General features: G+C 66.2%; 22 protein-coding genes. 10 read left to right on the top strand and 12 right to left on the bottom strand.

What is annotated here, in order from left to right; all coding sequences use genetic code 11:
- Window positions 1–27 precede the first annotated feature (27 nt).
- The 3 genes from E4K09_RS25960 to E4K09_RS25950 all read left to right on the top strand — a co-directional run bounded on the left by E4K09_RS25960 (window position 28) and on the right by E4K09_RS25950 (window position 2152).
- Entirely contained in the window at window positions 28–765 is a 738-nt protein-coding gene (locus E4K09_RS25960; protein WP_244610689.1) for a YdcF family protein, read from the top strand.
- A gap of 121 nt (window positions 766–886) precedes the next feature.
- Window positions 887–1657, top strand: a complete 771-nt coding sequence (locus E4K09_RS25955; protein ID WP_134500514.1) for a lysophospholipid acyltransferase family protein — start codon at window positions 887–889, stop codon at window positions 1655–1657.
- A gap of 96 nt (window positions 1658–1753) precedes the next feature.
- Window positions 1754–2152 (top strand): hypothetical protein, encoded by a 399-nt coding sequence (locus E4K09_RS25950; RefSeq protein ID WP_244610688.1) that lies wholly within the window; start codon window positions 1754–1756, stop codon window positions 2150–2152.
- Here the strand turns inward: E4K09_RS25950 and E4K09_RS25945 are convergent.
- Entirely contained in the window at window positions 2140–2685 is a 546-nt protein-coding gene (locus tag E4K09_RS25945) for a gamma-glutamylcyclotransferase (RefSeq protein WP_425293885.1), read from the bottom strand. The genes E4K09_RS25950 and E4K09_RS25945 overlap by 13 nt on opposite strands.
- Before the next feature lie 117 nt (window positions 2686–2802).
- On the opposite strand from E4K09_RS25945, the gene E4K09_RS25940 reads away from it, so the two are divergent.
- A complete protein-coding gene (locus E4K09_RS25940) occupies window positions 2803–3852 on the top strand; it encodes a DUF2125 domain-containing protein (protein ID WP_134500512.1) in 1050 nt (349 codons plus the stop codon).
- 129 nt (window positions 3853–3981) lie between these two features.
- Here E4K09_RS25940 and E4K09_RS25935 read toward each other — a convergent pair whose 3' ends face one another.
- From E4K09_RS25935 to E4K09_RS25925, 3 genes are all read right to left on the bottom strand, one after another.
- Window positions 3982–4932 (bottom strand): prephenate/arogenate dehydrogenase family protein, encoded by a 951-nt coding sequence (locus tag E4K09_RS25935; protein ID WP_134500511.1) that lies wholly within the window; start codon window positions 4930–4932, stop codon window positions 3982–3984.
- Window positions 4925–6034, bottom strand: a complete 1110-nt coding sequence (gene hisC, locus E4K09_RS25930) for a histidinol-phosphate transaminase (RefSeq protein WP_193557358.1) — start codon at window positions 6032–6034, stop codon at window positions 4925–4927. Before hisC ends, E4K09_RS25935 begins: the two co-directional genes overlap by 8 nt.
- 212 nt (window positions 6035–6246) lie before the next feature.
- Window positions 6247–7086 carry a chorismate mutase gene (locus E4K09_RS25925; RefSeq protein WP_134500509.1) on the bottom strand — a complete coding sequence of 280 codons (840 nt, stop codon included), beginning with the start codon at window positions 7084–7086 and terminating at the stop codon, window positions 6247–6249.
- Window positions 7087–7247: 161 nt separating this feature from the next.
- Between E4K09_RS25925 and metX the strand changes: the two genes are divergently transcribed.
- Window positions 7248–8417 (top strand): homoserine O-acetyltransferase MetX, encoded by a 1170-nt coding sequence (gene metX, locus E4K09_RS25920; protein ID WP_134500551.1) that lies wholly within the window; start codon window positions 7248–7250, stop codon window positions 8415–8417.
- Complete coding sequence (gene metW / locus E4K09_RS25915) at window positions 8417–9061, top strand: methionine biosynthesis protein MetW (RefSeq protein WP_134500508.1); 645 nt, start codon at window positions 8417–8419, stop codon at window positions 9059–9061. Before metX ends, metW begins: the two co-directional genes overlap by 1 nt.
- Before the next feature lie 168 nt (window positions 9062–9229).
- Here the strand turns inward: metW and xerD are convergent, their stop codons facing one another.
- Window positions 9230–10156 carry a site-specific tyrosine recombinase XerD gene (xerD, locus tag E4K09_RS25910; RefSeq protein ID WP_134500507.1) on the bottom strand — a complete coding sequence of 309 codons (927 nt, stop codon included), beginning with the start codon at window positions 10154–10156 and terminating at the stop codon, window positions 9230–9232.
- The gene (locus tag E4K09_RS25905; protein WP_134500506.1) at window positions 10153–10302 is read right to left on the bottom strand and encodes a histidine kinase; all 150 of its coding nucleotides are present in this window, start codon (window positions 10300–10302) and stop codon (window positions 10153–10155) included. Before E4K09_RS25905 ends, xerD begins: the two co-directional genes overlap by 4 nt.
- A gap of 136 nt (window positions 10303–10438) precedes the next feature.
- Here E4K09_RS25905 and E4K09_RS25900 point away from each other — a divergent pair, with 136 nt between their 5' ends.
- From E4K09_RS25900 to E4K09_RS25890, 3 genes are read left to right on the top strand one after another with little or no spacing between them, the layout of a single operon-like run.
- Entirely contained in the window at window positions 10439–11068 is a 630-nt protein-coding gene (locus tag E4K09_RS25900; RefSeq protein ID WP_134500505.1) for a shikimate kinase, read from the top strand.
- Window positions 11065–12213, top strand: a complete 1149-nt coding sequence (aroB, locus tag E4K09_RS25895) for a 3-dehydroquinate synthase (RefSeq protein WP_134500504.1) — start codon at window positions 11065–11067, stop codon at window positions 12211–12213. Before E4K09_RS25900 ends, aroB begins: the two co-directional genes overlap by 4 nt.
- The gene (locus E4K09_RS25890) at window positions 12210–13511 is read left to right on the top strand and encodes an HlyC/CorC family transporter (protein WP_134500503.1); all 1302 of its coding nucleotides are present in this window, start codon (window positions 12210–12212) and stop codon (window positions 13509–13511) included. The genes aroB and E4K09_RS25890 overlap by 4 nt, the downstream gene beginning before the upstream one ends.
- Window position 13512: 1 nt before the next feature.
- Here the strand turns inward: E4K09_RS25890 and E4K09_RS25885 are convergent, their stop codons facing one another.
- The 6 genes from E4K09_RS25885 to E4K09_RS25860 all read right to left on the bottom strand — a co-directional run bounded on the left by E4K09_RS25885 (window position 13513) and on the right by E4K09_RS25860 (window position 21887).
- Window positions 13513–14385 (bottom strand): alpha/beta fold hydrolase, encoded by an 873-nt coding sequence (locus tag E4K09_RS25885; protein ID WP_134500502.1) that lies wholly within the window; start codon window positions 14383–14385, stop codon window positions 13513–13515.
- A 34-nt stretch (window positions 14386–14419) separates the two neighbouring features.
- Window positions 14420–16222, bottom strand: a complete 1803-nt coding sequence (locus tag E4K09_RS25880) for a glucan ABC transporter ATP-binding protein/ permease (protein ID WP_134500501.1) — start codon at window positions 16220–16222, stop codon at window positions 14420–14422.
- A 108-nt stretch (window positions 16223–16330) separates the two neighbouring features.
- Window positions 16331–18310, bottom strand: coding sequence for an ABC transporter ATP-binding protein/permease (locus E4K09_RS25875; RefSeq protein WP_134500500.1), 1980 nt, complete (start codon window positions 18308–18310; stop codon window positions 16331–16333).
- A gap of 104 nt (window positions 18311–18414) precedes the next feature.
- A complete protein-coding gene (locus E4K09_RS25870; RefSeq protein WP_134500499.1) occupies window positions 18415–18912 on the bottom strand; it encodes a CAP domain-containing protein in 498 nt (165 codons plus the stop codon).
- Window positions 18909–21455, bottom strand: a complete 2547-nt coding sequence (locus E4K09_RS25865; protein ID WP_244610687.1) for a DUF3772 domain-containing protein — start codon at window positions 21453–21455, stop codon at window positions 18909–18911. Before E4K09_RS25865 ends, E4K09_RS25870 begins: the two co-directional genes overlap by 4 nt.
- A gap of 141 nt (window positions 21456–21596) precedes the next feature.
- Window positions 21597–21887, bottom strand: a complete 291-nt coding sequence (locus tag E4K09_RS25860; RefSeq protein WP_134500498.1) for a hypothetical protein — start codon at window positions 21885–21887, stop codon at window positions 21597–21599.
- 335 nt (window positions 21888–22222) lie between these two features.
- Between E4K09_RS25860 and E4K09_RS25855 the strand changes: the two genes are divergently transcribed.
- Window positions 22223–24973, top strand: coding sequence for a glycoside hydrolase family 2 protein (locus E4K09_RS25855; protein WP_134500497.1), 2751 nt, complete (start codon window positions 22223–22225; stop codon window positions 24971–24973).
- Window position 24974: the final 1 nt, after the last annotated feature.

Here is a 24974-nt window from a genome sequence, read left to right as displayed (position 1 = left end):
ACGCAATCTTGGGTGACGCCGAGCGACATGGATACCACCGAAGCCCTGGGCTGGCGATGGTCGATGCATGGCGATCCGGCGCGTCCTACTGAAAACTCCCCGATCCGGCGGCTCCTGAGCGCCGGGTTCTGGGGCTTTGCCGCCCTTAGCCTGGCCGGGTTCCTCGGCTTTCTCGCCTTCGTCTACAGCCTCGACCGTTCCGAACAGAGCCCCGAGACGCGCGCTGACGGCATCGTGGCCCTGACCGGAGGCGCCCAGCGCATCGGCGATGCCATCGATCTTCTGGCGAAGGGCTATGCCAAGCGCCTCCTGATCTCCGGCGTCAACGAGAAGACCAGCCGGGAGCAGATTTCCCGCCTCAATCCCGGCCAGCGACAGCTCTTCGAGTGCTGCGTGGACTTGGATTACCGGGCCCGCAACACCATCGGCAACGCCATCGAGACGCGCCGCTGGACGGAGCGGAACGGGTTCAACACCATCATCATCGTGACGTCGAACTACCACATGCCCCGGACCCTGGTGGAACTCGACCATGCTCTGCCGAACCTGCAGAAGATCCCCTATCCGGTCGCGGCGACCATCGATCCCCATGACTGGTGGCGCAATCCCGGGACAGCCAAGATCCTCGTCACGGAATACCTGAAGTTCCTGGCCGTCTGGGTGCGCACGCGCTTCGAGGACGACCCGGAGCGCTCCTCGGTCGCCCATATCATCAGCGGCGGCGCTCCCAGCCAGCAGGCGCATGCGGAAGCGACCGCGCGCTAGAGCATCGCTCGGGCGGATCCGGGGGCCACGTTCGTGAAAACGGATCCACTTTTCCGCACGATGCTCTAAGGTAGACCGACTCGCGGAGCCTCATGCTCCGCTTTTTCCTTTCCACGAAGCCATGCTGTTCGTCCGTTCCCTGCTGTTCAACGTCGCCTTCTACGCCAACCTCGTCCTGTGGCTGATCATCCTGATCCCAGCCTCTCTGGTGCCGCGCCGGGCGTTCATCCGCCTCGTCCAGGTCTGGGCGCGCTCGTCCCTCTGGCTGCTGCGGGTCGTCGCCGGGACGAAAGTCGAGATTCGGGGAGCGGACAAGATCCCCCCGGGCGGCGCTCTCGTGGCGGCCAAGCACCAATCCCTGTGGGAAACCTTTGCGCTGGTGACGATCTTCGACGACCCCGCCTTCATCCTGAAGCGGGAGCTGATGTGGATCCCCTTGTTCGGCTGGTACCTGCGCAAGGCGCGCTGCGTGCCGGTGAACCGCAGGGCAGGCTCGCAGGCCCTCGTGCAGATGACGGCGCGAGCCCGGGAAGAAGCCCAGCACGGCCGCCAGATCATCATTTTTCCCGAGGGAACCCGCCGGCCGCCCGGAGCGCCGGCCGCCTACAAGTACGGGGTCGCGCATCTCTACCAAAACCTGGGCTTTCCCTGCGTCCCGGTGGCCTTGAATTCCGGCCTCTACTGGCCCCGGCGCCAGTTCATCCGCCGCCCGGGCACGATCCTCATCGAGATCCTCGACCCGATCGCCCCCGGCATGGCCCGAGAGGCCTTCTTCAAGCGCATGCAGGACAATATCGAGGAAGCCTCCGACAGGCTGCTGGCGGAGGGCCGGCGCGAGCTCGGTCTCGGCGATTCGTCGCCCGCACCCGTCACCTCGGCTTCAAATATCTGATACTGCTAAGCTTTCTCGGATCTTGACGAGTCGCCCCGGGCCTCCTACATATAAGAACATATGGCGAACAAACGGACCATATCCTGGAACACGGCCATGCGGGACCTCCGCAACGACCGGATGCGGAGGGCTGGCGTGCGCGAGGAACGCTTGAAGGCAACGGCGGGGCTTCGCTCTTCCCCCACCTTGAGTTCATGGCGCGGGCTGTCGGGCCGCCGCTACATCGTGGGCGTGCATCCGCTGGACCTCAAGGAGCTGCTGGAGGTGACCGACGCGGTGATCCTGGCCGTCCATCGCGACGACACCGGAACCGCCCATGTGGTCGATTCCGCCCTCGCGGGCGGCACCCCCGACAAGGAGCCTCGGACGCGCTGGCTCGACCGGGTCCGGGAACGCGGCGCGACCGAACTGCACATCCACCGCCTGGCCGACACGGAAGCCCGCCGCCGCGAGATCCTGGCCGACCTGCGCGAGGACGCGGATCAGGTCTCCTGATCGAGCGCCGCGACGATCCTCGTCATCAGCGGATCGACCACCCCCATGCCGAGAAGGTGCTCATGGGTCGAGCGCACGTAATCCGGGTTGGCGCCGGAAATCCCCTTCCCCTGCCGCACGAGCCTCAGCACCTCCTCGAAGGAGAGCGCGCCCGCGTATTGCTTGTGCTTGCGATCGGCCACGTAGCCCAGGGCCGTGACGGCGCGGCCGTCGTCGAGCCGCACGGGCAGGTGCCGCTCCAAGTAGACGCTCGTCGCCTGCTCGCGCTCGCGCAGGTAGTGTACGGTCGCCTGAGCCTCCTCCTTCGCGACCCGGAAGGCGACGCCGTGGCAGCGTCCGCCCCGGTCGAGGCCGAGCACGAGACCCGGATTCTCGGGCGTTCCACGATGCACATGGGAAAGAACGCAGAGCGCGCGACGATAGCCGTAGAGATGCGCATGGCGGCGCTCGACGAAGGGAAAGCCCGGCCTCCACATGAGAGAGCCGTAGCCGAAAACCCACAGGTCCCCCGATCCGTCCGTCATTGTTGCCATGCCCGAACCTTGCCCGCTTTGCCGTTTAAGCAGCGCCCGCATCGACGCAAAAGCTGAGACCGCTTTTCCTCCGGGGCGCTACCAGTTAGGAAGCGGCAGCACAACAGGAGATCTCGCATGGCTGAGGCCATTCCAGCGGAAAGCCGGCGCCACAGCCGTTTCTGGCTCTACACGCCGTTTGTCCTGCTGCTTCTCGTCGCGATTGCCTGGAGCGTGGCCTGGTTCCTCATCCGGAACCGTACGGCCGAAACGCTCGATGCGTGGCTTGCCGCGGAGGCGCGCGGCGGCCGGCAATGGACCTGCACCGACAGAACCATCGGGGGCTATCCCTTCCGCGTCGAGATCGTCTGCAACACGCTCACGCTGAAGCAGGGTGCGGTGAACGCGTCTTTCGGCCGGACGGAAGCCATCGCGCAGGTCTATCAGCCACGCCTCGTGATCGCCGAGGTTGCGGGTCCCCTGCGGGTGACCGACGGGCGGGTGACGGTGCAGGGGCGGTGGGATCTGCTGCAGGCGAGCATCCACGTCTCGCAAACCGGGCTCCAGCGCCTCTCCCTGGCCGCGAACGGCCCCAAGTTCACCGTGACGGGCCTCCTGCCGCAGGAGGTCGCGAGCTCGGGCCAACGCCTGGAGCTGCATCTGCGCCCCAACCCATCGCGCGCGTCCGAAAAGGCCTATGACGCGGCGCTCTCGGTAAGGCAGGCGAGCCTTCCCATGCTCGATGGCCTCATCGGCGGCACGGAGCTCACCGATCTGAATGCGGACGTGACAGCAACCCAGACCGCGGGCTTTCAGGGCCGCCCCCTGGCGGAAGAGCTCGAGCGCTGGCGCGGCGCCGGTGGCAGGCTCGACGTGCTCATGCTCTCGGTCGCCAAGGGCCCCCGCCGCCTGGAAGCGAAGGGCACCCTCACCCTCGACGAAGAGCACCGTCCCGCGGGCCAGCTCAGCGTGGCCGCCGCCGGCCTCGACGGCCTCATCGGCAACATCACCGGCAGCCGCACGGGCGGCGCCCTGCTCGGCGCGCTGCTCGGGCAGAACCCGCGCGCCCAGGACAGGAACAGCGGTCAGCCGCAGCTTTCGCCGCTTCCCCCGCTCACCCTCAACAACGGCTTTCTCGCCATGGGGCCGTTCGTGATCCCAAACGTCCGGCTGCAGCCGCTTTATTGAGGGTGGCCTTCCACTCCTCACTTCGTCATCCCCGGCTTGTCCCGGGGATCCACGTCTCCATGCGCAGTAGTTCTCAAGACGTGGATGGCCGGATCAAGTCCGGCCGTGACGGTGAACGAAGCTCCTGAATTACGCCTTGTCCTCGCGCCGGCGGCCGAAATCGGGCTCGGGCGTTTCCTGGCCCGACGAGATGATGCCGCGCCGGATGGCCCGCGTGCGGGTGAAGAGATCGAACAGCTTGTCGCCCTCGCCCCAGCGGATGGCGCGCGCGAGCAGCGCGATATCCTCGTTGAGGCGGCCCAGCATCTCGAGCACCGCCTCCTTGTTGTGGAGGAAGATGTCGCGCCACATGGTGGGATCGGACGCCGCGATGCGCGTGAAGTCGCGAAAGCCGCCAGCGGAGAACTTGATCACCTCACCCTGGGTGACGGTTTCGAGATCCGCGGCCGTGCCCACGATGTTGTAGGCGATGAGATGCGGCACATGGCTCGTGATGGCGAGCACGAGATCGTGATGCTGCGGGCTCATGATCTCCACGTTCGAGCCCATGGCGGCCCAGAAGGCGCGCACGCGCTCGACGGCGCTCTCGTCCGCGCCGTCCGGCGGCGTGAGGATGCACCAGCGATTGTGAAAGAGCGTCGAAAAGCCCGCATCCGGCCCCGAATGCTCCGTGCCGGCCACCGGGTGCGCGGGGACGAAATGCACGCCGGCGGGCAGATGCGGCTGGACCTGCGCGACCACGGAGGCCTTGACGGAGCCCACGTCGGACACGATGCAGCCGGACTTCAGCCCCGGCTTCATGGCCTCGGCGACGGCGCCGCACACGCCCACCGGCACGCACAGGATCACGAGGTCCGCGCCTGTCACGCCCGCCACTACGTCGGTGGTCACCTCATCGGCGATGCGCAGCTCGCGCACCCGCGCCGCCACATCCTCGCTGCGGTCGACCGCCACGACGGCTCCGGCCAGATTGAGATGCTTGACGGCACGCGCGATCGAGGATCCGATCAGGCCGAGGCCGATCAGCGCGACCCGGTCGAAAAGCGGCTTCTCGAGAGGAGGGCCAAGGCGCTCAGGCATTGTTGCCGCCCTTCATGAAGTCACGCAGGGCCTCGACGACGAGGCGGTTCGCCTCCTCGCTGCCCACGGTCAGGCGCAGGGCCTGCGGCAGGCCGTAGGAATCGATCCGGCGCAGGATCAGGCCGCGCCCGGACAGGAAGGCATCCGCATCCTTAGCGGTTCGGCCCGGCTCGTCGGGGAAGTGGATCATCAGGAAATTGGCGACGCTCGGCGTCACCGTCAGGCCCAGCGCCTCAATTTCTCTCGTGAGCCAGGCGAGCCACTGCTCGTTGTGCTCGACGGATTTCGCCAGATGGGCGTCGTCCTGGACCGCCGCGATCCCGGCCGCCATGGCCGGGCCGTTCATGTTGAACGGGCCGCGGATGCGGTTCACCGCGTCGACGATATGGGCGGGCGCCACCATCCAGCCGATGCGCAGGTTCGCAAGGCCGTAGATCTTCGAGAAGGTGCGCATCATCACCACGTTCTCCGCGGTGGCGACGAGCTCGAGGCCCGCTTCGTAATCGTTGCGGCGCACGTATTCCGCGTAGGCCGCATCGAGCACCAGCACCACATGCGAGGGAAGCCCCGCATGCAGGCGCTTCACCTCGTCGAAGGGAATGTAGGTGCCGGTCGGGTTGTTGGGATTGGCCAGGAAGACGATCTTCGTCCTCTCCGTCACCTTGGCGAGGATCGCATCGACATCGGTGCGGTAATCCTTTTCCTCGGCCACCACCGGCGTGCCGCCGGCGGCGAGGATCGCGATGCGATAGACCAGGAAGCCGTGCTGGGTGAAGATGCCTTCGTCGCCCGGTCCCACATAGGCATGGGTGATGAGCGCCAGAAGCTCGTCGGAGCCCGCTCCGCAGACGATCCGGCTCGGATCGAGGCCGTACTTCGCGGCGATCGCCTCGCGCAGCCTAGTGGCGGAGCCGTCGGGATAGAGCTCAAGATGGTCGGCGTTCCGCACCGCCTCCACGGCCTTCGGCGAGGGTCCGAGGGGCGTCTCGTTCGAGGAGAGCTTGTAGATCTTCGAGCCCCCCGAGGCGGCGCTCTTGCCGGGCACATAGGCCTCGATCTTCATGACGCCGGGACGGGGTTCGGGACGAGCGGACATGGACAGGTTCCTACACAATCAGTTGCGAATGGGAATTTTTCGATTTTGGAGCATGTCCTCATCGGCGAACCGGTACCCACTTCGCCGGGACATGCTCTAAAGCATCGGACCCAAAAGTGGAATCCACTTTTGGGTCCGATGCTCCACTCTTGAGCAGCGCATCGTTGAGGCAGAAAACCGGATCCACTTTTCTGCACGATGCGCTGGCAGCTTCGCGATCATTTCACGTGGAAACGTTCGGCATGGCTTCCGACTTCCGCCAGCTGGACGAGGCTCGCGCCGGCCTCCGTCAGCTCTTTCTGGAGACGGGAGGCCGCCATCGTGCCGGGCACGGCGATCAGCTCGGACAGGCCGCTGGCGTCGGCCGCGCTCGCCACCACCTCGCCGCCGAGCTGCGTCAGCGCCTCGTTCGCCCCCCGGTGCCAGCGCTCGAACTGGGCCGCGTAGAGCACCACGTCGCGCACGGCGGCGTCGGTGAGGGGCTTGGAGATCACGAAGACCGGGGTGCCCGCCGGATGATCCGGCCGCTCGATGAAGGGCAGGCGCGCGATGATCTTCGGACGGTCCCTCTCGGCGAGCGTCCGCCACCAGGCGCCGCTGGTGGCTCCCTGGTCGAGCCGGAAAATGCCGAGATCTCCCTTCGAACCGGCCACCGCCTCGATCACGGCGGCCGCGCTCGGATGGGTGACGTAAGGCACCGTGAAGCCGAAATGGAACCGGGCCGAGTCGCGCATGGGCGCATCGCCGCCCGAGACGTCCGCGTGGACCGCGTAATTGGACTGCACGTACGTGAAGGTGCCGATGATCACCCGCCAGATGCTCTCCACCGTGTCGAGCGGAAGCAGGCCCTCGTGGCGCTCGGCCAGCGCCTTCATCATCGAGGCTTCGCGGCCCGGGCGGAAGGCGGAGCTCAGACCGGTCTCCGACGCCTTCTTCGACTCGATCAGCCGGTCGATGATCGTGCCGCGCTCCATGAGCAGACGGTGCATCGCCTCGTCGATGCGGTCGATCTCCTGGCGCAGCTCGGCAAGGGACGGGACGGGCTTCTCGCTGGTCATGGTTTCAATCCGGAACTCTCAGGGCCTTCTTTGGCCCGTTTGCAGCCGCTTGTCATCCCCGGCCATGACGGAGGCAGCCCGAGGGAGACCTCATGTTCGTTGACGGCTCGATCCGTCCGAAGTACCCGTTGTTCGGAAAACCGAACGAGACTGACGGATCCATGACCTTGTCCTCCCTCTCCCTGGAAGCGCGAAGCCAAGCCGACGATCCGTCGAGCCTTGTCATGCGCTTCGGTGCGGACGAGCCTTTGATGATGGATGCCGGGATCGCGCTCGCTCCCTGGCAGATCGCATACCAGACATACGGCACGCTCAATGCCGACCGGTCGAACGCCGTGCTGATCTGCCATGCGCTCACCGGCGACCAGCATGTGGCGAACGACAATCCCGTGACGGGCAAGCCTGGCTGGTGGCGGACCATGGTCGGCCCGGGCCGGCCGGTGGACACGAACCGCTTCTTCGTCATCTGCGCCAACGTGATCGGCGGCTGCATGGGCACCACGGGCCCGGCCTCCACCGATCCTGCGACGGGCCAGCCCTATGCCTTGAACTTTCCCGTCGTGACGATCCGCGACATGGTGCGCGCGCAGGCCGCCCTCCTCGACAGGCTCGGCATCGAGACCCTGTTCTGCGTGATCGGCGGCTCCATGGGCGGCATGCAGGTGCTGCAATGGGCGGCGAGCTACCCTGACCGGGTCTTCGCGGCTCTTCCCATCGCGGCCGCCGCCCGCCACTCGGCCCAGAACATCGCCTTCCACGAGGTCGGCCGCCAAGCCGTGATGGCCGACCCCGACTGGCGGGGCGGGCGCTACCTGCTCGAGGGCACCCGTCCGTCCAAGGGCCTCGCGGTGGCCCGCATGGGCGCCCATATCACCTATCTGTCCGAGATCGCCCTGCACCGGAAATTCGGGCGCAATTTCCAGGACCGCAGTGCGCCGACCTTCTCCTTCGACGCCGATTTCCAGATCGAGAGCTACCTGCGCTATCAGGGCATCTCCTTCGTCGAGCGGTTCGACGCGAATTCCTATCTCTACGTGACGCGCGCCATGGATTATTTCGACCTCGCCGCCGAACATGACGGCTCGCTCGCCAGAGCCTTCAAGGGTTCGGCCACGCGCTTCTGCGTGATCTCCTTCACGTCCGACTGGCTGTTCCCCACATCGGACTCGCGCGCCATCGTCCATGCGCTCAACGCGGCTGCCGCCTCCGTCGCCTTCGTGGAGGTGGAGAGCGACAAGGGCCATGACGCCTTCCTGCTCGACGAGCCTGAAATGTTCGCCGCGGCCTGCGGCTTCATCGACGCGGCCGCACGGGTGCGGGGGATCGCGTGATGGCGCCCAGTCTCGCCGTGCCGACCACGGACACGCTCACCGGCCACCGTCTCGACTTCCTGCTGGTCGCCGACATGGTCGAACCGGGCTCCCGGGTTCTGGACGTGGGCTGCGGCGACGGTGCGCTGCTCTCGCTCCTGCGCGAGCGCAGGAACGTGGACGGACGCGGCATCGAGCTGTCCCGCGAGGGGGTGAATGCCTGCCTGGCCAAGGGACTTCCGGTGATCCAGGGCGACGCGGACACGGACCTCGCCGATTATCCCGACGACGCCTTCGACTACGTGATCCTCTCCCAGACGATCCAGGCGACGCGCCAGCCCCGCGTGGTGCTCGAGCATCTCCTGCGCATCGGCCGCCGCGCCATCGTGTCCTTCCCGAATTTCGGCCACTGGCGCGTGCGCGTGGATCTGGCGCTGCGGGGACGGATGCCGGTGACGGAGAACCTGCCCTATTCCTGGTACGACACCCCCAACATCCACTTCTGCACCATCCGCGACTTCGTCGAGCTGTGCCGCGAGGTCGGCGCGCAGATGGAGAAGGCGGTCGCCCTGAATGCCGGCGGCAAGCCCATGCAGGTGAGCCTGCCCTGGTGGGTCTGGAACCTGCTGGGCTACCAGGGCGTGTTCCTGCTGAAGAGAGGGTAATTGGCTTCAGGCTCATTCCCGGCCGGAGGGGGCAAAGCCCTTGCAGGGGAAGGGAAGCCGTCGGGCAGAGCGTGCGGGTGGCCCCCTTCCCTCGCCTTGGGCTCGCCGGGGATGCACCGGAGGCGATGCACCGCAGGCTTGGCGCGCGCTGGGAATGACGTTGCCGCCTCAGGTCGACGCCAGCGGGTGCAGATCGCGCACCATGCTCTTCAGGCGCTCGTCCAGGACATGGGTGTAGATCTGGGTGGTCGAGATGTCGGAATGGCCGAGCAGCTCCTGCACCACGCGCAGATCCGCGCCGTTTTGGAGCAGGTGGCTCGCAAAGGCATGGCGCAGCACGTGGGGGCTGATCGTGTCGGCGCGCAGGCCCGCGCCGGATGCGACAGCCTTCAGGTCCCGCGCAAAGGCCTGACGGGTGAGATGGCCGGCTTCGCTTTCGGCCGGGAACAGCCACGGCCCCACGGCCCTGCCCTGTTCCTCCAGCAGCACGACATAGGCGCGCACCGCATCCCGCGCGGCATCGGTGAGGGGCACGAGGCGCTCCTTTGCGCCCTTGCCCCTCACCACCAGGAAGCGCTCGCGGGTCCGGGCCGCGCTGCGCGGCAACGAAACCAGTTCCGAGACGCGCAGACCCGTGGCGTAGAGCAGCTCCAGCAGGCAGGCCATCCGGGCAGCCCGCAGGCGCTCGGCGGGCGAGGCCTCCGGCCGGGAGACGCCCTCGTGCGCCACCCTCAACAGGCGATCGACCTGGTCGACGGAGAGAACCTTGGGCAACGCCCTGCCCCGCTTGGGGGCCGACACGGCGGCCGTGGGGTCGGCGGGAGCATAGCCTTCCACATACAGAAATTTGTGGAACTGGCGAACGGCCGAGAGCCTGCGGGCGGCGGACGTGGCCTTCAGGCCCCGTTCCTCGAGGCCTGCCATGAAGCTCCGGATGGTGGCGGCGGTCGCGCTGCCGGGCTGAACGCCCGTTTCGTCGAGAAAGCCGAGATAATCGTCGAGGTCGCGCCTGTAAGCCTCGAGCGTGTTCTTGGAAGCGCCACGCTCGGCGGCGAGCATATCCAGGAAAAGGCCGGCTTGGCGCGCGCCGCTCATGAGGACGAGGGGGAGCGCTGGGTGGGAACCGGCACCGTGATCTCGCGCGGCTCCGGATTGACGAGGGTTGCCAGCGCGAACATGGCGGCAAACCCTAAGCCCGCCAGAATGGCAACGACGAACAGAAACCGGAATAGAGTGGGCACGGGATCCTCTTTGAACGTTACCTCGGTAGAACCATGCATGGACCGCAAAGGCAAGACCTAACCTTAAGCGACTCTTCCGCCCGTCACCCGGTAAGCTCCCTGTGACAGAGCCGGAACCCCGTGCTAGGACAGGGGAATGAACACCATCAGCCGCTTCAATCCGCTCGATGAAGCCGGCGAGCAGACGCAAGGCAGCCGGCGCGGCCATCCCATCAGCCGCCAGCTCGGCGCGCGGTCGATTGTGCTCGTCGGCCTCATGGGCGCCGGAAAAAGCACGGTGGGCCGTCGACTGGCCCAGACGCTCAAACTGCCGTTCCGCGACGCCGATCACGAGATCGAGGCGGCCGCCGGCATGACGATCCCCGACATCTTCGCCATCCACGGCGAGGAGCATTTCCGTGACGGGGAGCGCCGCGTCATCGCGCGCCTGCTCCAGGAGGGCCCGATGGTGCTGGCCACCGGGGGCGGAGCCTTCATGAACGAGGAAACCCGTCAGAACGTGGCCGAGCACGGCATTTCGGTGTGGCTGAAGGCCGATCTCGACATCCTCATGCGCCGCGTCCGCAAGCGCGACACCAGGCCCCTCCTGCGCAATCCCGACCCGGAAGGCACCATGCGCCGGCTCATGGAGATCCGCCACCCGGTCTATGCCCTGGCGGACCTGACCATCGACTCGCACGAGGCGCCGCACGACCGGGTGGTGGCCGACGTCGTCGCGGCCCTCGGGGAATGGCTCGACAAGGAAAAGCAGGGGAATGCCGAATGAGCAGCGTACCGGCTCAGACCAGCGCCGCGGACGTCATCACGGTGTCCGTTCCGCTCGGCGACAGGGCTTATGACATCTTGGTCGGACGTGGCCTGATCGAGACGGCAGGCTCCCGCATCGCGGCCCTCGGCGCCCGCGCCGCCGCCATCGTGACGGACGAACATGTGGGCCCGCTCTATGCTCAAGGCTTGAGCCATGCCCTCGCGGCGAACGGCCTGCGCACCTCCCTGACCACACTTCCGTCCGGCGAGGCGACGAAATCCTATGCCAGCCTGGAGCAGGTGTGCGACGCGGTGCTCGAAGCCAGGATCGAGCGCGGCGATCTCGTTGTCGCCCTTGGAGGCGGTGTGATCGGCGATCTCGCAGGCTTTGCCGCCGCGGTGGTGCGTCGCGGCGTGCGCTTCGTTCAGGTGCCCACCACCCTGCTCTCGCAGGTCGATTCATCCGTCGGCGGCAAGACCGGCATCAATTCTCGCCATGGCAAGAACCTGGTCGGCGCGTTCCACCAGCCGAGCCTCGTTTTGGCCGACACCGCCCTTCTCGACACGCTCCCTCTTCGCGAGATGCGCGCGGGCTATGCGGAAGTGGCGAAATACGGGCTCATCGACGATGCGCGGTTCTTCGCCTGGTGCGAAGCGCACTGGAACGGCATCTTCGACGGCGGCCGCGAACGCGACGAGGCCGTTGCGCAAAGCTGCCGCGCCAAGGCCGCCGTGGTGGTGCGCGACGAGCATGAGACCGGCGACCGCGCGCTTCTCAATCTCGGCCACACCTTCGGCCACGCGCTCGAGCGGATCACGCGATACGATTCCACGCGCCTCGTCCACGGCGAGGGCGTCGCCATCGGCCTTGCCCTTGCGTTCCGCTTCTCGGCCTCCCTCGGGCTGTGCCCGAGCTCGGACGCCGAGCGCGTCGAGGCCCACCTGAAGAGCGTTGGACTTCCCACGCGCCTGTCCCATGTACCGGGGGGTTGCGGCACGGTCGACGAGCTTCTGGACGCCATGGCACAGGACAAGAAAGTGAAGGGCGGATCGCTCACCTTCATCCTCGCGAGAGGCATCGGGCAGAGCTTTATCGCACCGGGCATCGAAGCCGAGAAGGTCCGCGCCTTCCTGACGAGTGAAATCGACGCATCGTCACCATGATCGAGGAATCCGCTTCCGGCGACCTCTGGTTTGCTGCCCTGGTCGTCGTCTTCTGCCTTCTGCTGTCCGCCTTCTTCTCGGCGGGCGAGACCGCCTTCACGGGCGCGTCCCGCTCCCGGATGTTGATGCTGGAAAAGGGCGGCGACAAGCGCGCCCGCCTGGTGAACCGCCTGCTCGAAATGCGCGAGCGCTTCATCGGCACGGTTCTGATCGGCAACAACATCGTCAATATCGGCGTATCGGCCTTCGCCACCAGCGTTCTCGTCGCGATCTTCGGCGACGGAGGCGCGCTTTATGCGACCGCGATCATGTCGGTGCTCGTCATCGTCTTCGCGGAGGTGCTGCCGAAGACCATCGCCATTTCCTCGTCCGACAGCGTCTCGCTGTTTCTCTCACGCCCCATGTCCTGGGTTGTGGCGCTGCTCGGGCCGCTGGCAATCGCCATCGAACGCTTGGCGCGCCTGATGCTGCGGCCCTTCGGGATCCGCATCGGAGAGAACACGCCGATCCTGTCCGCGTCTGAGGAAATCCGCGGCCAGGTCGCCCTGCTGCACAAGGAGGGCGGCGTCGCGAAGGTGCAGCGCGACATGCTGGGAGGGCTGCTCGATCTGGAAGACCTCACCGTCTCGGAGGTCATGGTCCACCGGACGAAGATGCGCACCATCAACGCGGATCTGTCGTCTGAGGAGATCGTGCGCGAGGTGCTCTCCTCCCCCTATACGCGCATGCCGCTCTGGCGCGGAAGCCAGGAGAACATCGTCGGCGTTCTTCACGCCAAGGATCTGCTGCGCGCGCTCGACGCGGTCGGCGGCGATGCCGGCAAGCTCAGGGTGGAGGCGATCGCACTGGAGAGCTGGTTCGTGCCGGACACCACGTCCCTGCGCGATCAGCTCAAGGCGTTCCTCGCCAAGAAGACGCACTTCGCGCTGGTGGTCGACGAATACGGCGAGGTGATGGGCCTCGTGACCCTCGAGGACATCCTCGAAGAGATCGTGGGAGACATCAAGGACGAGCACGATCTCTCCGTGCAGGGCGTGCGCCTCCAGCCGAACGGCTCGGTGAACGTGGACGGATCGGTTCCGATCCGCGATCTCAACCGCGCCATGGAATGGAACCTGCCGGACGAGGAGGCCACCACCATCGCGGGCCTCGTGATCCACGAGGCGCAGACGATTCCCGATACGGGACAGATCTTCACCTTCCACGGGTTCCGGTTCCAGGTGCTGCGCAAGTCGCGTAACCGCATTACCGCCCTCCGGATCACTCCTCTTGCGCCGGTGCGGGCCAGGGAGAGCTGACTCACGTCTTGAGAAAATCGATCAGCGCCGCATTCACCGCCTCGGCCTCCTCCAGATGGACCCAATGGGTCGCTCTCGGCAGAGGCAGGGCTCGGCCGTGAGCGCAGAGCGCCAGGCTCTGTTCGCAGAGGCCGAATTCCAGGAATCGGTCCCGCATGCCCCAGATCGCCAGCACCGGCATCGCAAGAATGCCCGGCGGTCGACGGGGCGGCCTGAGCGGCAATGCACGATACCAGTTCAGCATGCCGGTGAGCGCGCCGGGACGGCTCCAGGCGCGCTCGTATTCCGCGAGATCCTGGTCCGAGAACGTACCGGCCCGGCTCGTGCGCTGGAGGGATCGCTTGAGCGTCCGGTGGTCTCCTGCCGAGAACAGGGCCTCGGGCAGATAGGGCAACTGGAAGAAGCCGATATAGGAGCTTCTCAGCATCTGGCTCGGATGGCGGCGCATATAGGGGCCGGCAACAGAGGGATGCGGCGCATTGATCGCCACCAGCCGCTCGATCCGGTCAGGATGGCGCGAGGCCGTCCACCAGGCCGCGAGGCCGCCCCAATCGTGGCCGACGAGAGAGCACGTGCCGTATCCCAACGCATCACTCAAGCCGATGACGTCCTGCGCCAGCGTGTCGAGATCGTAGGCCCTGCGGCCCTGCGGCTTGTCGCTGAGATTGTAGCCGCGCTGATCCGGCGCGAGAACACGATAGCCCGCCCTCGCCAGCGCCTCGATCTGGTAGCGCCAGGCCCACCAGAACTCGGGAAAACCATGCAGCAGAATGACAAGCGGACCGTCCTTCGGACCAGTCTCGACGCCGTGAAGCGTGATGCCGTCGACCTGGAGGCGAATGCCCGGTGTTCGGGGATCGATTGCCTGCGCCATGCTTTGCTTTCACCGAGGGTTCGAGGAGCCTGTCTCACGCGCGCGCAGCGGCAGCTTCCCGTGGCGCCTGCCGTGACGGTTCCTCCGCCGCCATGAACTGCGCACGGGCCAAATCGGCGAAGCGTCCGCCCTTGGCCACGAGTTCGTCGAACGTCCCGGTCTCGATGATACGGCCCTGATCGAAGACGAGGATGCGGTCGGCGTTGCGGATCGTGGCGAGGCGATGCGCGATGACGAATGTGGTTCGCCCTTTCATCACCTCGTCGAGGGCGCGCTGCAGCTTCTGCTCGGTTGCCGCGTCGAGGGCGCTCGTGGCTTCGTCGAGAATGAGGATCGGCGGGTTCTTCAGCAAGGCACGCGCAATGGAAAGGCGCTGGCGCTCGCCGCCCGACAGTGAGCGCCCGCGCTCGCCGACGACCGTGCCGAGGCCGTCCGTCTGGCGGGAAATGAACTCGATGGCCTGCGCCCGCTGCAAGGCTTCGATCATCTCGGCATCCGTGGCTTCGGGACGTCCGACCTGCAGGTTCTCGCGGATCGTGCGGGCAAACAGCATCGGCTCCTGGAACACGACGCCGATGTTGCGGCGCAGGGAGGCAAGGGTCAGGTCGCGAATGTCGTCGCCATCGACGCGGATGCAGCCCGATTGCGGATCGAAGGCCCGGTGCAGGAGACCAAGGGTCGTCGACTTGCCGGACCCGGTCGCGCCGACCAGGGCCACGGTTTCGCCGGGCCGGATCGCGAACGACACGTCCTGCACGGCGGAGCGCTTTCCGTCGTAGGAGAAGCTCACATTGTCGAACACGACCTCACCCTCGAAGCGTTCGACGGTCTTGGCGCTCGGCCGGTCGTGGACGGCGGGCGCCGTATCGAGGATCTCGAAGAATTCCATCAGCTTCGGAGCCTGCATGAAGAGCTGGTTGATGAAGCTCACCGCCTGTTCCAGGCGGCCGATCAGCATCGTGGCCATGCTCATGAAGGTGACGATCTCGCCGATGCTGGCGAGGCCGTGAAGATGCAGCCAAGTGCCGAGGAGGAAGATGGCCGTCACCGTGATGGTGGCCGACGCGCGAGACGCCACGGAGGCCAGCGCCCACCAGGACAGGACCGGGTTCTGCGCCTGCAGCAGCTGGTGGATGATCGTGCGCAATGAGCGGCTCTCGGCCTCGATGCGCGTGAACGACTGGATCACCGGCACATTGCCGAGGGCATCGGAGGCATGCTCGGCGAGGTTCGAGTGATAGCGCTCGACGGAGCCCTGCAGGGTCTCCGTCTTGCGCAGCACGATGGCGGTGAGCACCGCGAAGATACCGACGAGCGCCACGAGAAGAAGCCCCAGCCGCCAGTTCAGGAAGACGGTGAGCGGCAGGAGCACCACGAGGGCGACGAGTGCCGCCAGGTGCTCGCGGAAGAACCCGAGCCAGAGCCAGGACATGCCGCCCGAACCCTCCAGCATCACCTTCAGAACGCGGCCGGAATGGGTGGAGGTGTGAAAGGCGAGCGGGAGTTCGAGAACATGTTCGAAGTAATTGGCGACCACGGCGAGGCGGCGCCGGTGGGCCAGCCTGTCCGCATGAAGCGCCACGAGAGCGCCCGCCGCGATGGAGAAAAGGCCGAAGGCCACCCAGGCGACGATCAAGGGCGAGAGCACCGAAAAGGTGACGGGGGCCGAACCCGGGATCTGCGCGCGGGTGAGAACATCGATGATGCGGCCGAACAGAATGGGCTCGGCGAAGGCGGAGATCGCCAGAGCGACATTCGCCAGGGCGAGCAAGGCGCCGACCCTCAAGTCCGACCCGAGTTGCCCGAGAACCCGTACGTAAAGTCTGATCAGGTGCATGGGATCAACCTGCCAGCAGGGCGAAGACCGGTGCGAGAACTCCGCTCATGATAGGGTATTTCGTCATCCTGTTCACCCGGAATGCCATGGCTCGTCCGCATCGGCGCGTCATCCTTCGCTTCGAGCGTGGACACGATGGGTACTTCCGAGCCGCTTGCGCAGACTGCCGATCCATCTCCGCTGCGGATGTTCAGCCCGCCGGGGGCGTGGCTTCGCGAGGAGAATCGCCCCCTCCTCGGTCTTCCTGATGTGAAGGGTTCGCGTGTGGAACTCCTCGAGCCCCGGTCGATGGCCGATCGACATCACGGTGGCGCCGTTCAGTTCGTTCTCGAACAGGGAAAGCATGGAGGCCTGGTTTTCCTCGTCGAGGGCGGAGGTGGCCTCGTCCATGAAAACCCAGCGCGGCTTGTGCAGCAGGACGCGGGCGAAGGCGACACGCTGCTGCTGGCCGAGCGACATGGTCTTGTCCCATCGCTCGTCCCTGTCGAGGGTGTCCACGAACTCGCCCAATCCGCAGCGCTCCAGGGCGGCTCGGATGGCCGCATCGTCGAAGGTATCGGGCGAAGCCGGATAGCTGAGCGCGGCCCGGAGCGTTCCCAAGGGCAGATAAGGCCGCTGCGGCAGGAACATCATCTCGTGCCCGGGCGGCAGCCGGATCGTGCCGGCGCCCCAGGGCCAGAGTTCGGCGATCGCCCTGAACAGCGTGCTCTTGCCGGCACCGGACTCGCCCATGATCAGCACCCGCTCTCCGGGCCTGATCTCGGCCGTCGCGTCCTCGATGAGGATGCTGCCGTCGCTCAGGGCGATCGATAGACCTTCGAAGCTGAGCCAGCCCTTGGGATGAGGCTGAATGTCGATCTTGCCGTTCTCGTCCGTCGCCTCTTCGAGGTCGATGGCGGCCTGCCGGAACGTGGCCACGCGCAGCACCGCCGAACGCCAATCCGCGATCTTCGGGAAGTTGTCCACGAAGTAGCGCAGGGCCGCCTGCACCTGGTTGAAGGCGCCGACCACCATCATCATGCCGCCGAAGGAGAGGCGGCCGCTGAAATAACCCGGCGCGGCGGCCAGAATCGGCACGACGATCGCCAGCCAGCCATAGCCCGAGGTGATCCAGGTCAGGCGCGCCAGAGCCCCCGACAGGCGGCGTGTCGCCTTGAGAACCGCTTCCACGAACCCGTCGAGATTGCGCCGCTCGTCGTCCTCGCCGTTGTAGAGAGAGACGCTCTCCGCGCTCTCGTTGACGCGCACGAGCGCGAAGCGCAGATCGGCCTCGCGGGCGTAGCGGAGCGTGTTGAGGCGGATCAGGGGACGCCCGACGAGCCAGGTCAGGCCCGAACCGATGCCGGCATAACCGATGGCGACCCACACCATGTAGCCGGGAATCGTGATCTCGTCCCCTCCGATGACGAAGGTCGTCGCGCCGGAGAGCGTCCACAGGACGCCGATGAAGCTGACGAGCAGGAGGAAAGCCTGCAGCATGCCCACACCCAGCTCCGTCGAGAGCTCGGAAAAGAGCCGACAATCCTCCTGCAGGCGCTGGTCTGGCTGGCGGGCGGCCTCTCCCATGAAGCCGAGCTGGTAGGCGTGATTGGGCTTGAGCCAGAGATCGAGCAGAATCTGCGTCAAGCGCTGCCGCAAGCGGATCTTCAGCCGCTCCTGCAGCCATGTCTGCGCCACGACCAGGGCCAGCAGCGCGGCGACGATGACGACAAAGACGAGAAGCTGTTCGAAGAAGGCCGACGCATTGCGTTTCTCCACCGCGTCGAAGAAGGCGCCGTTCCATTGGTTGAGGCGAACCTGTCCCACCATGTTGCCGATGAGGACCACCAGGATGGCGATGGCGAGCCGCGTCATCGGCCAACCCTTCCGTTTCCGGACCATGTCCCGGAACAGCACGAACAGCTCCCGGCCGATGCTCGGCGTCATCTCAGGGGTGGTGTCCAGCTTGTGGGGCTCGGGCTGATGGGCACCGGCGTGGTCGGCTTCCTTGGCGAGCGTCGTGTCCTGACCGGGCCCGACATCCTGATTGCTCGCCGCCGCGGGAGGCGGGGGCATCTGCTTGCCCAGCTTCGGGTCAAAGTCCGGCATGGCTATTCAAAGCACGCTCTCGAACACCGCCAAACGTGGCTTGAAGCTAAAGAGCTACGCTTCGATTTCGGTTCCAGACCGCCTTGGAAATGCCCGGTTTCAGCTCAGGACTTACCGGCTGCGACCACCAGAGCCCAATAGACCTTGTACTTTGAGTTCGGCGTGTAGGCCGTGGCGATGCCGATCCGCGTCGCCTTGGGATCGAGCAGCACCCGGTTGTGCTGCGGGCTCTCGCGCCAGCCGGAGAAGGCCTCCGCGAGGGTATGATAGCCCGCGGAGAGATTGGCCGCCGGCGCGGCGAAGCCGTCCGAGGACAGCCGGCGCTTGAACGCATCGGCGGAGCTGGGCTTGTCCGCCGCCGCCATGGCGTCGGCCTCGGCTTGCGCGGCCGCCTGCAGCTCGGGATCGAGGGTGAGCAAGCCCAGGCCGTTGTTCCGGCGATAGGCGCCGATCATGTCCCGCGCCATGGCCGCATCCACCGTGGCCCCGGCATCGGCCATGGAGGCGTAGAAGCTCGGCGTCTGCGAGCGGGCGTGGCGCTGCTCGGACTGGCAGCCTGCCAGGGCGAGCGCGGAGAGACTGAGACAGATGAGGCTCTTCATGCAGGCGACTTATCCTTGAGAAGGGTTAAGGTTTCATCCTCATCCCCCTCCTTTTTGGACGCGTCCGCTTTCTCCTCCTCAGGCGCGGGTGCAGGAGCCTCGGGCATGGGGACGCCGATCCCCGCCTTGCGCAATCCGCGGAAGACCTCGAAATAGAGGTCGCTCGACACCCGGCCAGCCGCATCGATGTCGTCGACGAAGCAGACGAGATCGAAATCGATCGTGTTCTCCGTCGCCTTCTTGAAGATCACGCGCGGAGAGGGCTCGCTCATCACCTCGCGATGGGCCAGCGCGGCGGTGCGCATGATATCCGCCATCAGGTCCGGATCGGTCGAGCGCGGGACGGGCACCGAAACGATCACGCGTCCGACGCGGTCGTTGCGCACCCGGTTGCGGACGATGCCCGATATCAGGTTCGAGTTCGGCACGATCAGCGTGGAGCGGTCGAAGGTCTGGATCTCGGTGGAGCGCACATTGATCCGGCGCACATAGCCTTCCCCATCGCCCACGACCACGAGATCGCCGACACGGATCGGACGCTCCCACAGGAGGATCAGGCCCGAGATGAAGTTGTTGACGATGGACTGCAGGCCGAAACCGATACCCACCGACAGGGCGCCGGCCACGATGGTCAGGCGCTCCAGGCTCAGGCCCAGATAGGTAAAGGCGATGACGCCTGCCGTGATGATGCCCACATACCCCGCCGCCGTGCGGATCGAGTTGCGCAGGCCCGCATCGAGATCGGTCGCCGGCAGGAAGGTGTTGTCGAGCCAGCGCTGAATGATCCGCGTGACAGTGAAGCCCGCCGCGAAGAGGAACGCCGCGATCAGGATCGACGACAGGGAAATCGTGACATCGCCGACGCTGAAGCCGAAGAACAGAGCCCTCAATGAACTCGTCACGTCCGCCGATTCGATGCCCCAGGGCAGCAGGATCATCAGGATGGCGAGAACGATGAGCGCCAGCCGCGCGATGCCGCTCGCCAGGACGCCGATCTGCTCCAGGGAGCGGCGGCGGATGCCCGTGTTGGCCTGCAGGGTCGTGGCGAGCCTGCTCGGGCCGCGCAGGGATCCGGCGATGAACTCGTCCGCAAGCGTGATGCAGAGAACGAGCAGCGCGACGATCAGCGAAATCGAGATCGCCTGATCGATCACGAAGGACGCGAGCGCCGTATAGCCGCCGAGCACGCTCCCGATGACGACGGCGACGACGAACCAGCCCAGGCTGCGCAACGGCCCGCCGATATCGACCTCCGGTGCGACATAGGGACCGAGACAGTTCTCCTCCTGGCTTTCTCGCGCCGCGAAGCGCCGCAGCAGCTCGGCGAAGACGAGCGCCATGGCCAGGGCGAAGACGGCCCTCGTGATCACCGTGATCGGAAGGACCGCAGCCACCGCTTTGTTGAACGCTTCGATGACCTTGCCGACGCTCAGAATCGTCGCCAGGGTGACCGAGAACCCCATGATGCGCGCCGCCGATGCATCCCGGACCGGAATCAGGCGCCAGGAGGTATGGTCGGGCGCCAGAATGGAGTCGATGAGGGCGCGGACGAAGGCGATGAAGGCCAGGCCCCCGAGAAGGGATTTCGCCACCTCCTCCAGGCGCGGCGAGACGATATCCGCCGAGTCGAAGGCGACCCAGACGATCCAGCTCCCTGCGATCGCCGGGCCGGCGCCGAGCGCGAGAACGCCGATGGCCGCCATCAGGCGGCTGCGGCGCGACGGATCGGCGATGGCCGGATCGCGTCGGACGAGACGAGGCGCAATGGAGCGGCGGCCGATGTAAAGCGCAACGGCGACGCCGATGGCCAGCCCGAGGACGAGGAGAACGCCGATGGTCGCCGTCCGCTGGACCTGCTCGAGGGCATCCGAGAGGACGACCCGCTGGGCTCTCAACTCCTGCGGGATCGCCTGGATCACGCTCATCCATAGGTTCGGGCTGAGAAGGCCCTCGCTCTGTGCGAAGAGCGCCCGTGCGAAACCGGCCCGGCGCAGGTCGCCGATCCGGGCGCTCAGCTGCTCGGCCTGAACCAGAAGCGCCCGCCCGAGGCGCTGGGTTTCGTCGAGTTCGGCGACGGCGGCCTCTCGGTCCGAGCGGTCACGGGCCACGTCGGCGCTTTCCTCGGGCTGTCCGCTGGCGGGTTTCGGTCCGAGTTGGGAGAGGCGCTCGCGGCTGGCCTCCAGCCTCGGCGCCTGCTCCTCGATCACGGTGCGGATGTCGACGATGATCGGCTCGATCTGCTGGCGCAGGTTCTGCAGTTCCGCATCGGACAGGGTGCGCCCTTGGAGCGCCAGCTCCTTCTGGTCGAGATCGGCCTTGAAGCTGTCGAGCTTGGCGCGGGCCGCCTTGGTCTCGGCGGAGACATTGCCGCCCGGCGCATCGGGGGCGGGCGGGGGGGCCGGCGCCGGAGCCTGTGGTGCAGGAGCTTGAGGCTGGGCGGCAGGCGGCGCCTGCACCTGCTGAGCAGAGGCAAAGCCGCCCGCTGCGAGGCCGCATGCAATGATTGCGGCCGAAAACAGCCGCTTCAGTCCAATCCCGGTCATTCAGTCCGCCTTATCGCATTCCCTTGCGGGCTGGTTCATTGCGAATCAATAAGGCGAAAACTCGCCGCCAAGCTGGAGAAGTGCAACAAAAAAGCCTGGATGGGCCCTCCCCCGTCCAGGCCTGCGCTGAGAAAACGTTCCTTAGCGCTGCGCCGGCTGGTTGGCCGAGGGCTGAGCCTCCGGAGCCGGATAGGCCGGGTTTGCGGGTGAGATCCGGTTCGTGGGGTTGGCATCCGACGAGCCGGTGGTGGAGCCTGTCGTGGCGGAGCGGGCGGTATCCGTGCCCGGGTCGTCGGGCGATTGAGCGCCCACCCAGATCATGTAGCCTCCCACGGCGACCGCAAGCAGGAGCAGGGATCCGATCAGAACGCCCAGAACCGGGCGGCCGGAGGCGCCCTGGCGGGCGCGATCGTCGGGAACTTGTTGAGCCATCTGAAGCCTCTTCGGAAAGCAGGGATTTAGGGCGAGCAGCAAGGCTCGGCGCTATCAGGGCAACGCCAGATCCGGGGGGCGGTTCCTGTCAAGCCACAATACGAGCCACGACAACGGACACCCTCTCCCCCGTGCCCGGCCCTGGATCCAATGTTGGGTTTTGCCGTTGTCCGAAACGGGCCACTAACCAGTGTCAGAGACGAGGGCCGATGGTTCGGGCAGAGTTTGGAAGCATCGATTGTCGCACCCCCGGGCAGCGCTTCCGTCTCCCGGTCCGCAGCCTTTTTTTCGCCGTCTTGGGCGCCCTTGGGTAATCTCTGATTCAAGGAGAAATCATGCAGGACAATCGCATCAGTCTGGACGGGACTTGGGAATTTTTGCACGTGGCCGACGACCGCCTGTCTGGCCCGGCGGAGGTTCGCCAGATCGTGGTGCCAAGTCCCTGGCAGGCCCAGTTTTCGGATCTGCGCATGCGGGCGGGGATCGGCATCTATCGTAGGACGATCGAGATCGACGAAGCGTGGTTGCACGACAGCGTCTGGATCCGGTTCGGCGCCGTCTTCCACAACACGAAGGTCTTCATCAACGGCGAGGCCGTGGGCCACAACGAAGGGGGCTTTCTGCCCTTCTCCTTCGACGTGACCACCCACCTGAAGCCGGGACCGAACGAGATCAAGGTTCGGGTGGATTCGCCCACCGACAACCCGGCCGAGTTCCCCGACTCGCCCTTCGCCGAGATCCCCTTCGGCAAGCAGAGCTGGTACGGCCCGCTCTCCGGCATCTGGCAGCCGGTCTATCTGGAGCGCCGCATTCCCGATCACATGAACAGGGTGCGCCTCGTTCCGCATCTGGCCACGGGTCGCGTCACTTCCGGGGTGTTCTTCGCACGGCCGCTCTCGGATTCCACCCAGATCCACATCGAGGTGACAGACCCGTCCGGCAACCTCGTGATCGACGAGATGCACGAGACGCAGGTCGGCGTCACCAGCATGCCCTTCGAGCTGACCGTGCCGGACGTGCAGCCCTGGTCGCCGGATCACCCGAACCTGTATCGCGTCCGCCTGGAGCTGATCCGCGGCGGTGAGGTGAAGGACGAGATCTCCGACAGTTTCGGCTTTCGCACCATCGAGACGCGCAACGGCAAGTTCTATCTCAACGGAGAGCCGCTCTACCTGCGCTCGGCTCTCGACCAGGACTACTATCCGGACACGATCTGCACCGTGCCCTCCGTGGAATTCCTGGAGGATCAGTTCCGCAAGGCCAAGGAACTCGGCCTCAATTGCCTGCGCTGCCACATCAAGGCGGCGGACCCGCGCTATTACGAGGTCGCGGACCGCATGGGCATGCTGATCTGGACGGAGCTGCCCAACGGCGGCATGGCCACCGACCGCTCGCGCGGGCGCAAGGAAAAGCTCCTGAAAGGCATCGTCGACCGCGACGGGAACCATCCGTCCATCATCATCTGGACAATCATCAACGAGAACTGGGGCGTCGACCTCGTCAACGACGCGGACCACCGCGACTGGCTCAAGCGCACCTTCGCCTGGCTGAAGGCCTACGACCCGACCCGCCTCGTCGTCGACAATTCGCCGCTCGCCCCGAGCTTCCACGTGGAATCCGATATCGCGGATTATCACTTCTATGCCGCCTATCCCGATCATCGGGCGCAGTGGGACCAGTTCGTCGACGAATTGGCAAACCGTGCATCCTGGCTCTACTCACCGCACGGCGATGCGGTAATCACCGGCCGCGAGCCCCTCATGTGCTCCGAGTTCGGCAACTGGGGCCTGCCCTACCCGAAGGACCTGCGGGACGCCAAGGGCGAGGAGCCCTGGTGGTTCGAGACGGGTCACGACTGGGGCGAAGGCGTGATGTATGCCCATGGCGTGGAGAACCGTTTCTCCGACTGGAGCCTGGACCGGGTGTTCGGCGATCTGCGCCGCTTCGTCATCGCCGCGCAGTGGCAGCAATTCCGTGCTTTCAAGTACGAGATCGAGGCCATGCGGCGGAAGCCCAATCTCGCTGGCTATGTGATCACCGAGCTGCACGACTGCCACTGGGAGTCGAACGGCCTGCTCGACATGCGTCGCAACACGCGCGTGTTCCATGAGCTGTTCCACATCTTCAATTCCGACACGGTGATCGTCCCGAAATGGGAGCGGGCCTCCTATTGGTCGGGCGAGACGGTGGCGCTGGACCTGGCGATCGCCCACGGCGCGGGAGCTCCCCTCGAGAACTGCCATCTGGAGATCACCATCTGCAACGAGACTCAGCGCATCGACCTGCCGTCCGTCGAAGCGCCCGATGTCCTCGATATCGGTCGGGTCGAGATGAAGCTGCCGGAGATGGACGAGGCCTCGCTCCGGCGCATCAGCTTTGCGCTGCGCACGTCCGACGACCGCCTCATCGCACAGAACCATCACGACATCGCCATCCACCCGAAGCGGACGCGGCCGGTGCATGTGCGAGAGCTGGTATGGTCCCCGGACGAGGACATCCGCGAGCGGTTCCGCGCCCTGGGCTACACCATCGCACGCGCTTTCGAGGAATCGACCCTGATCGTCGCCCGCACGCATAACAAGGCGATCGCCGACCATGTGCGCGCGGGCGCCAAGCTGCTGCTGCTGCCTGAAGAGGATATGAGCCTCTACCCGTTCTTCCCGCATTGGCAGGCCGTGAAGGTGCAGGCCCGTCACGGCACGCTGTGGTCCGGCGACTGGGCTTCCTCCTTCGCCTGGCTGCGCCGCGCGGGCCATTTCGCCCGCTTCCCCTCGGGTCCGCTACTCGACGAAACCATGGACCGGGTGCTGCCCGATTACGTGATCTCGGGCTGCAACCTCCTCGACTTCCAGGCCCGCGTTTTCGCCGGCCTCGTGGTCGGCTGGATCCACAAGCCCGTAGCTTTGGGTGTCGAGCGCTCCTATGGGCGCGGCCGCCTCGTCGCATCGACGCTTCGCCTGCTGCGGGACGCGCCACTTGCCGATCCCAGCGCCACCATGCTGACGGATGCCCTGGTGGAGCTCGCGGTCGAATCGCGGGCGTCTCGGCTCGAGGAGGCCGTACGGGCGGCGGAAGCCGCCGCGTAAG

The organism is Microvirga pakistanensis (assembly GCF_004458765.1).
Classification (GTDB): domain Bacteria; phylum Pseudomonadota; class Alphaproteobacteria; order Rhizobiales; family Beijerinckiaceae; genus Microvirga; species Microvirga pakistanensis.
This window is presented reverse-complemented; position numbering and strand designations above follow the sequence as displayed.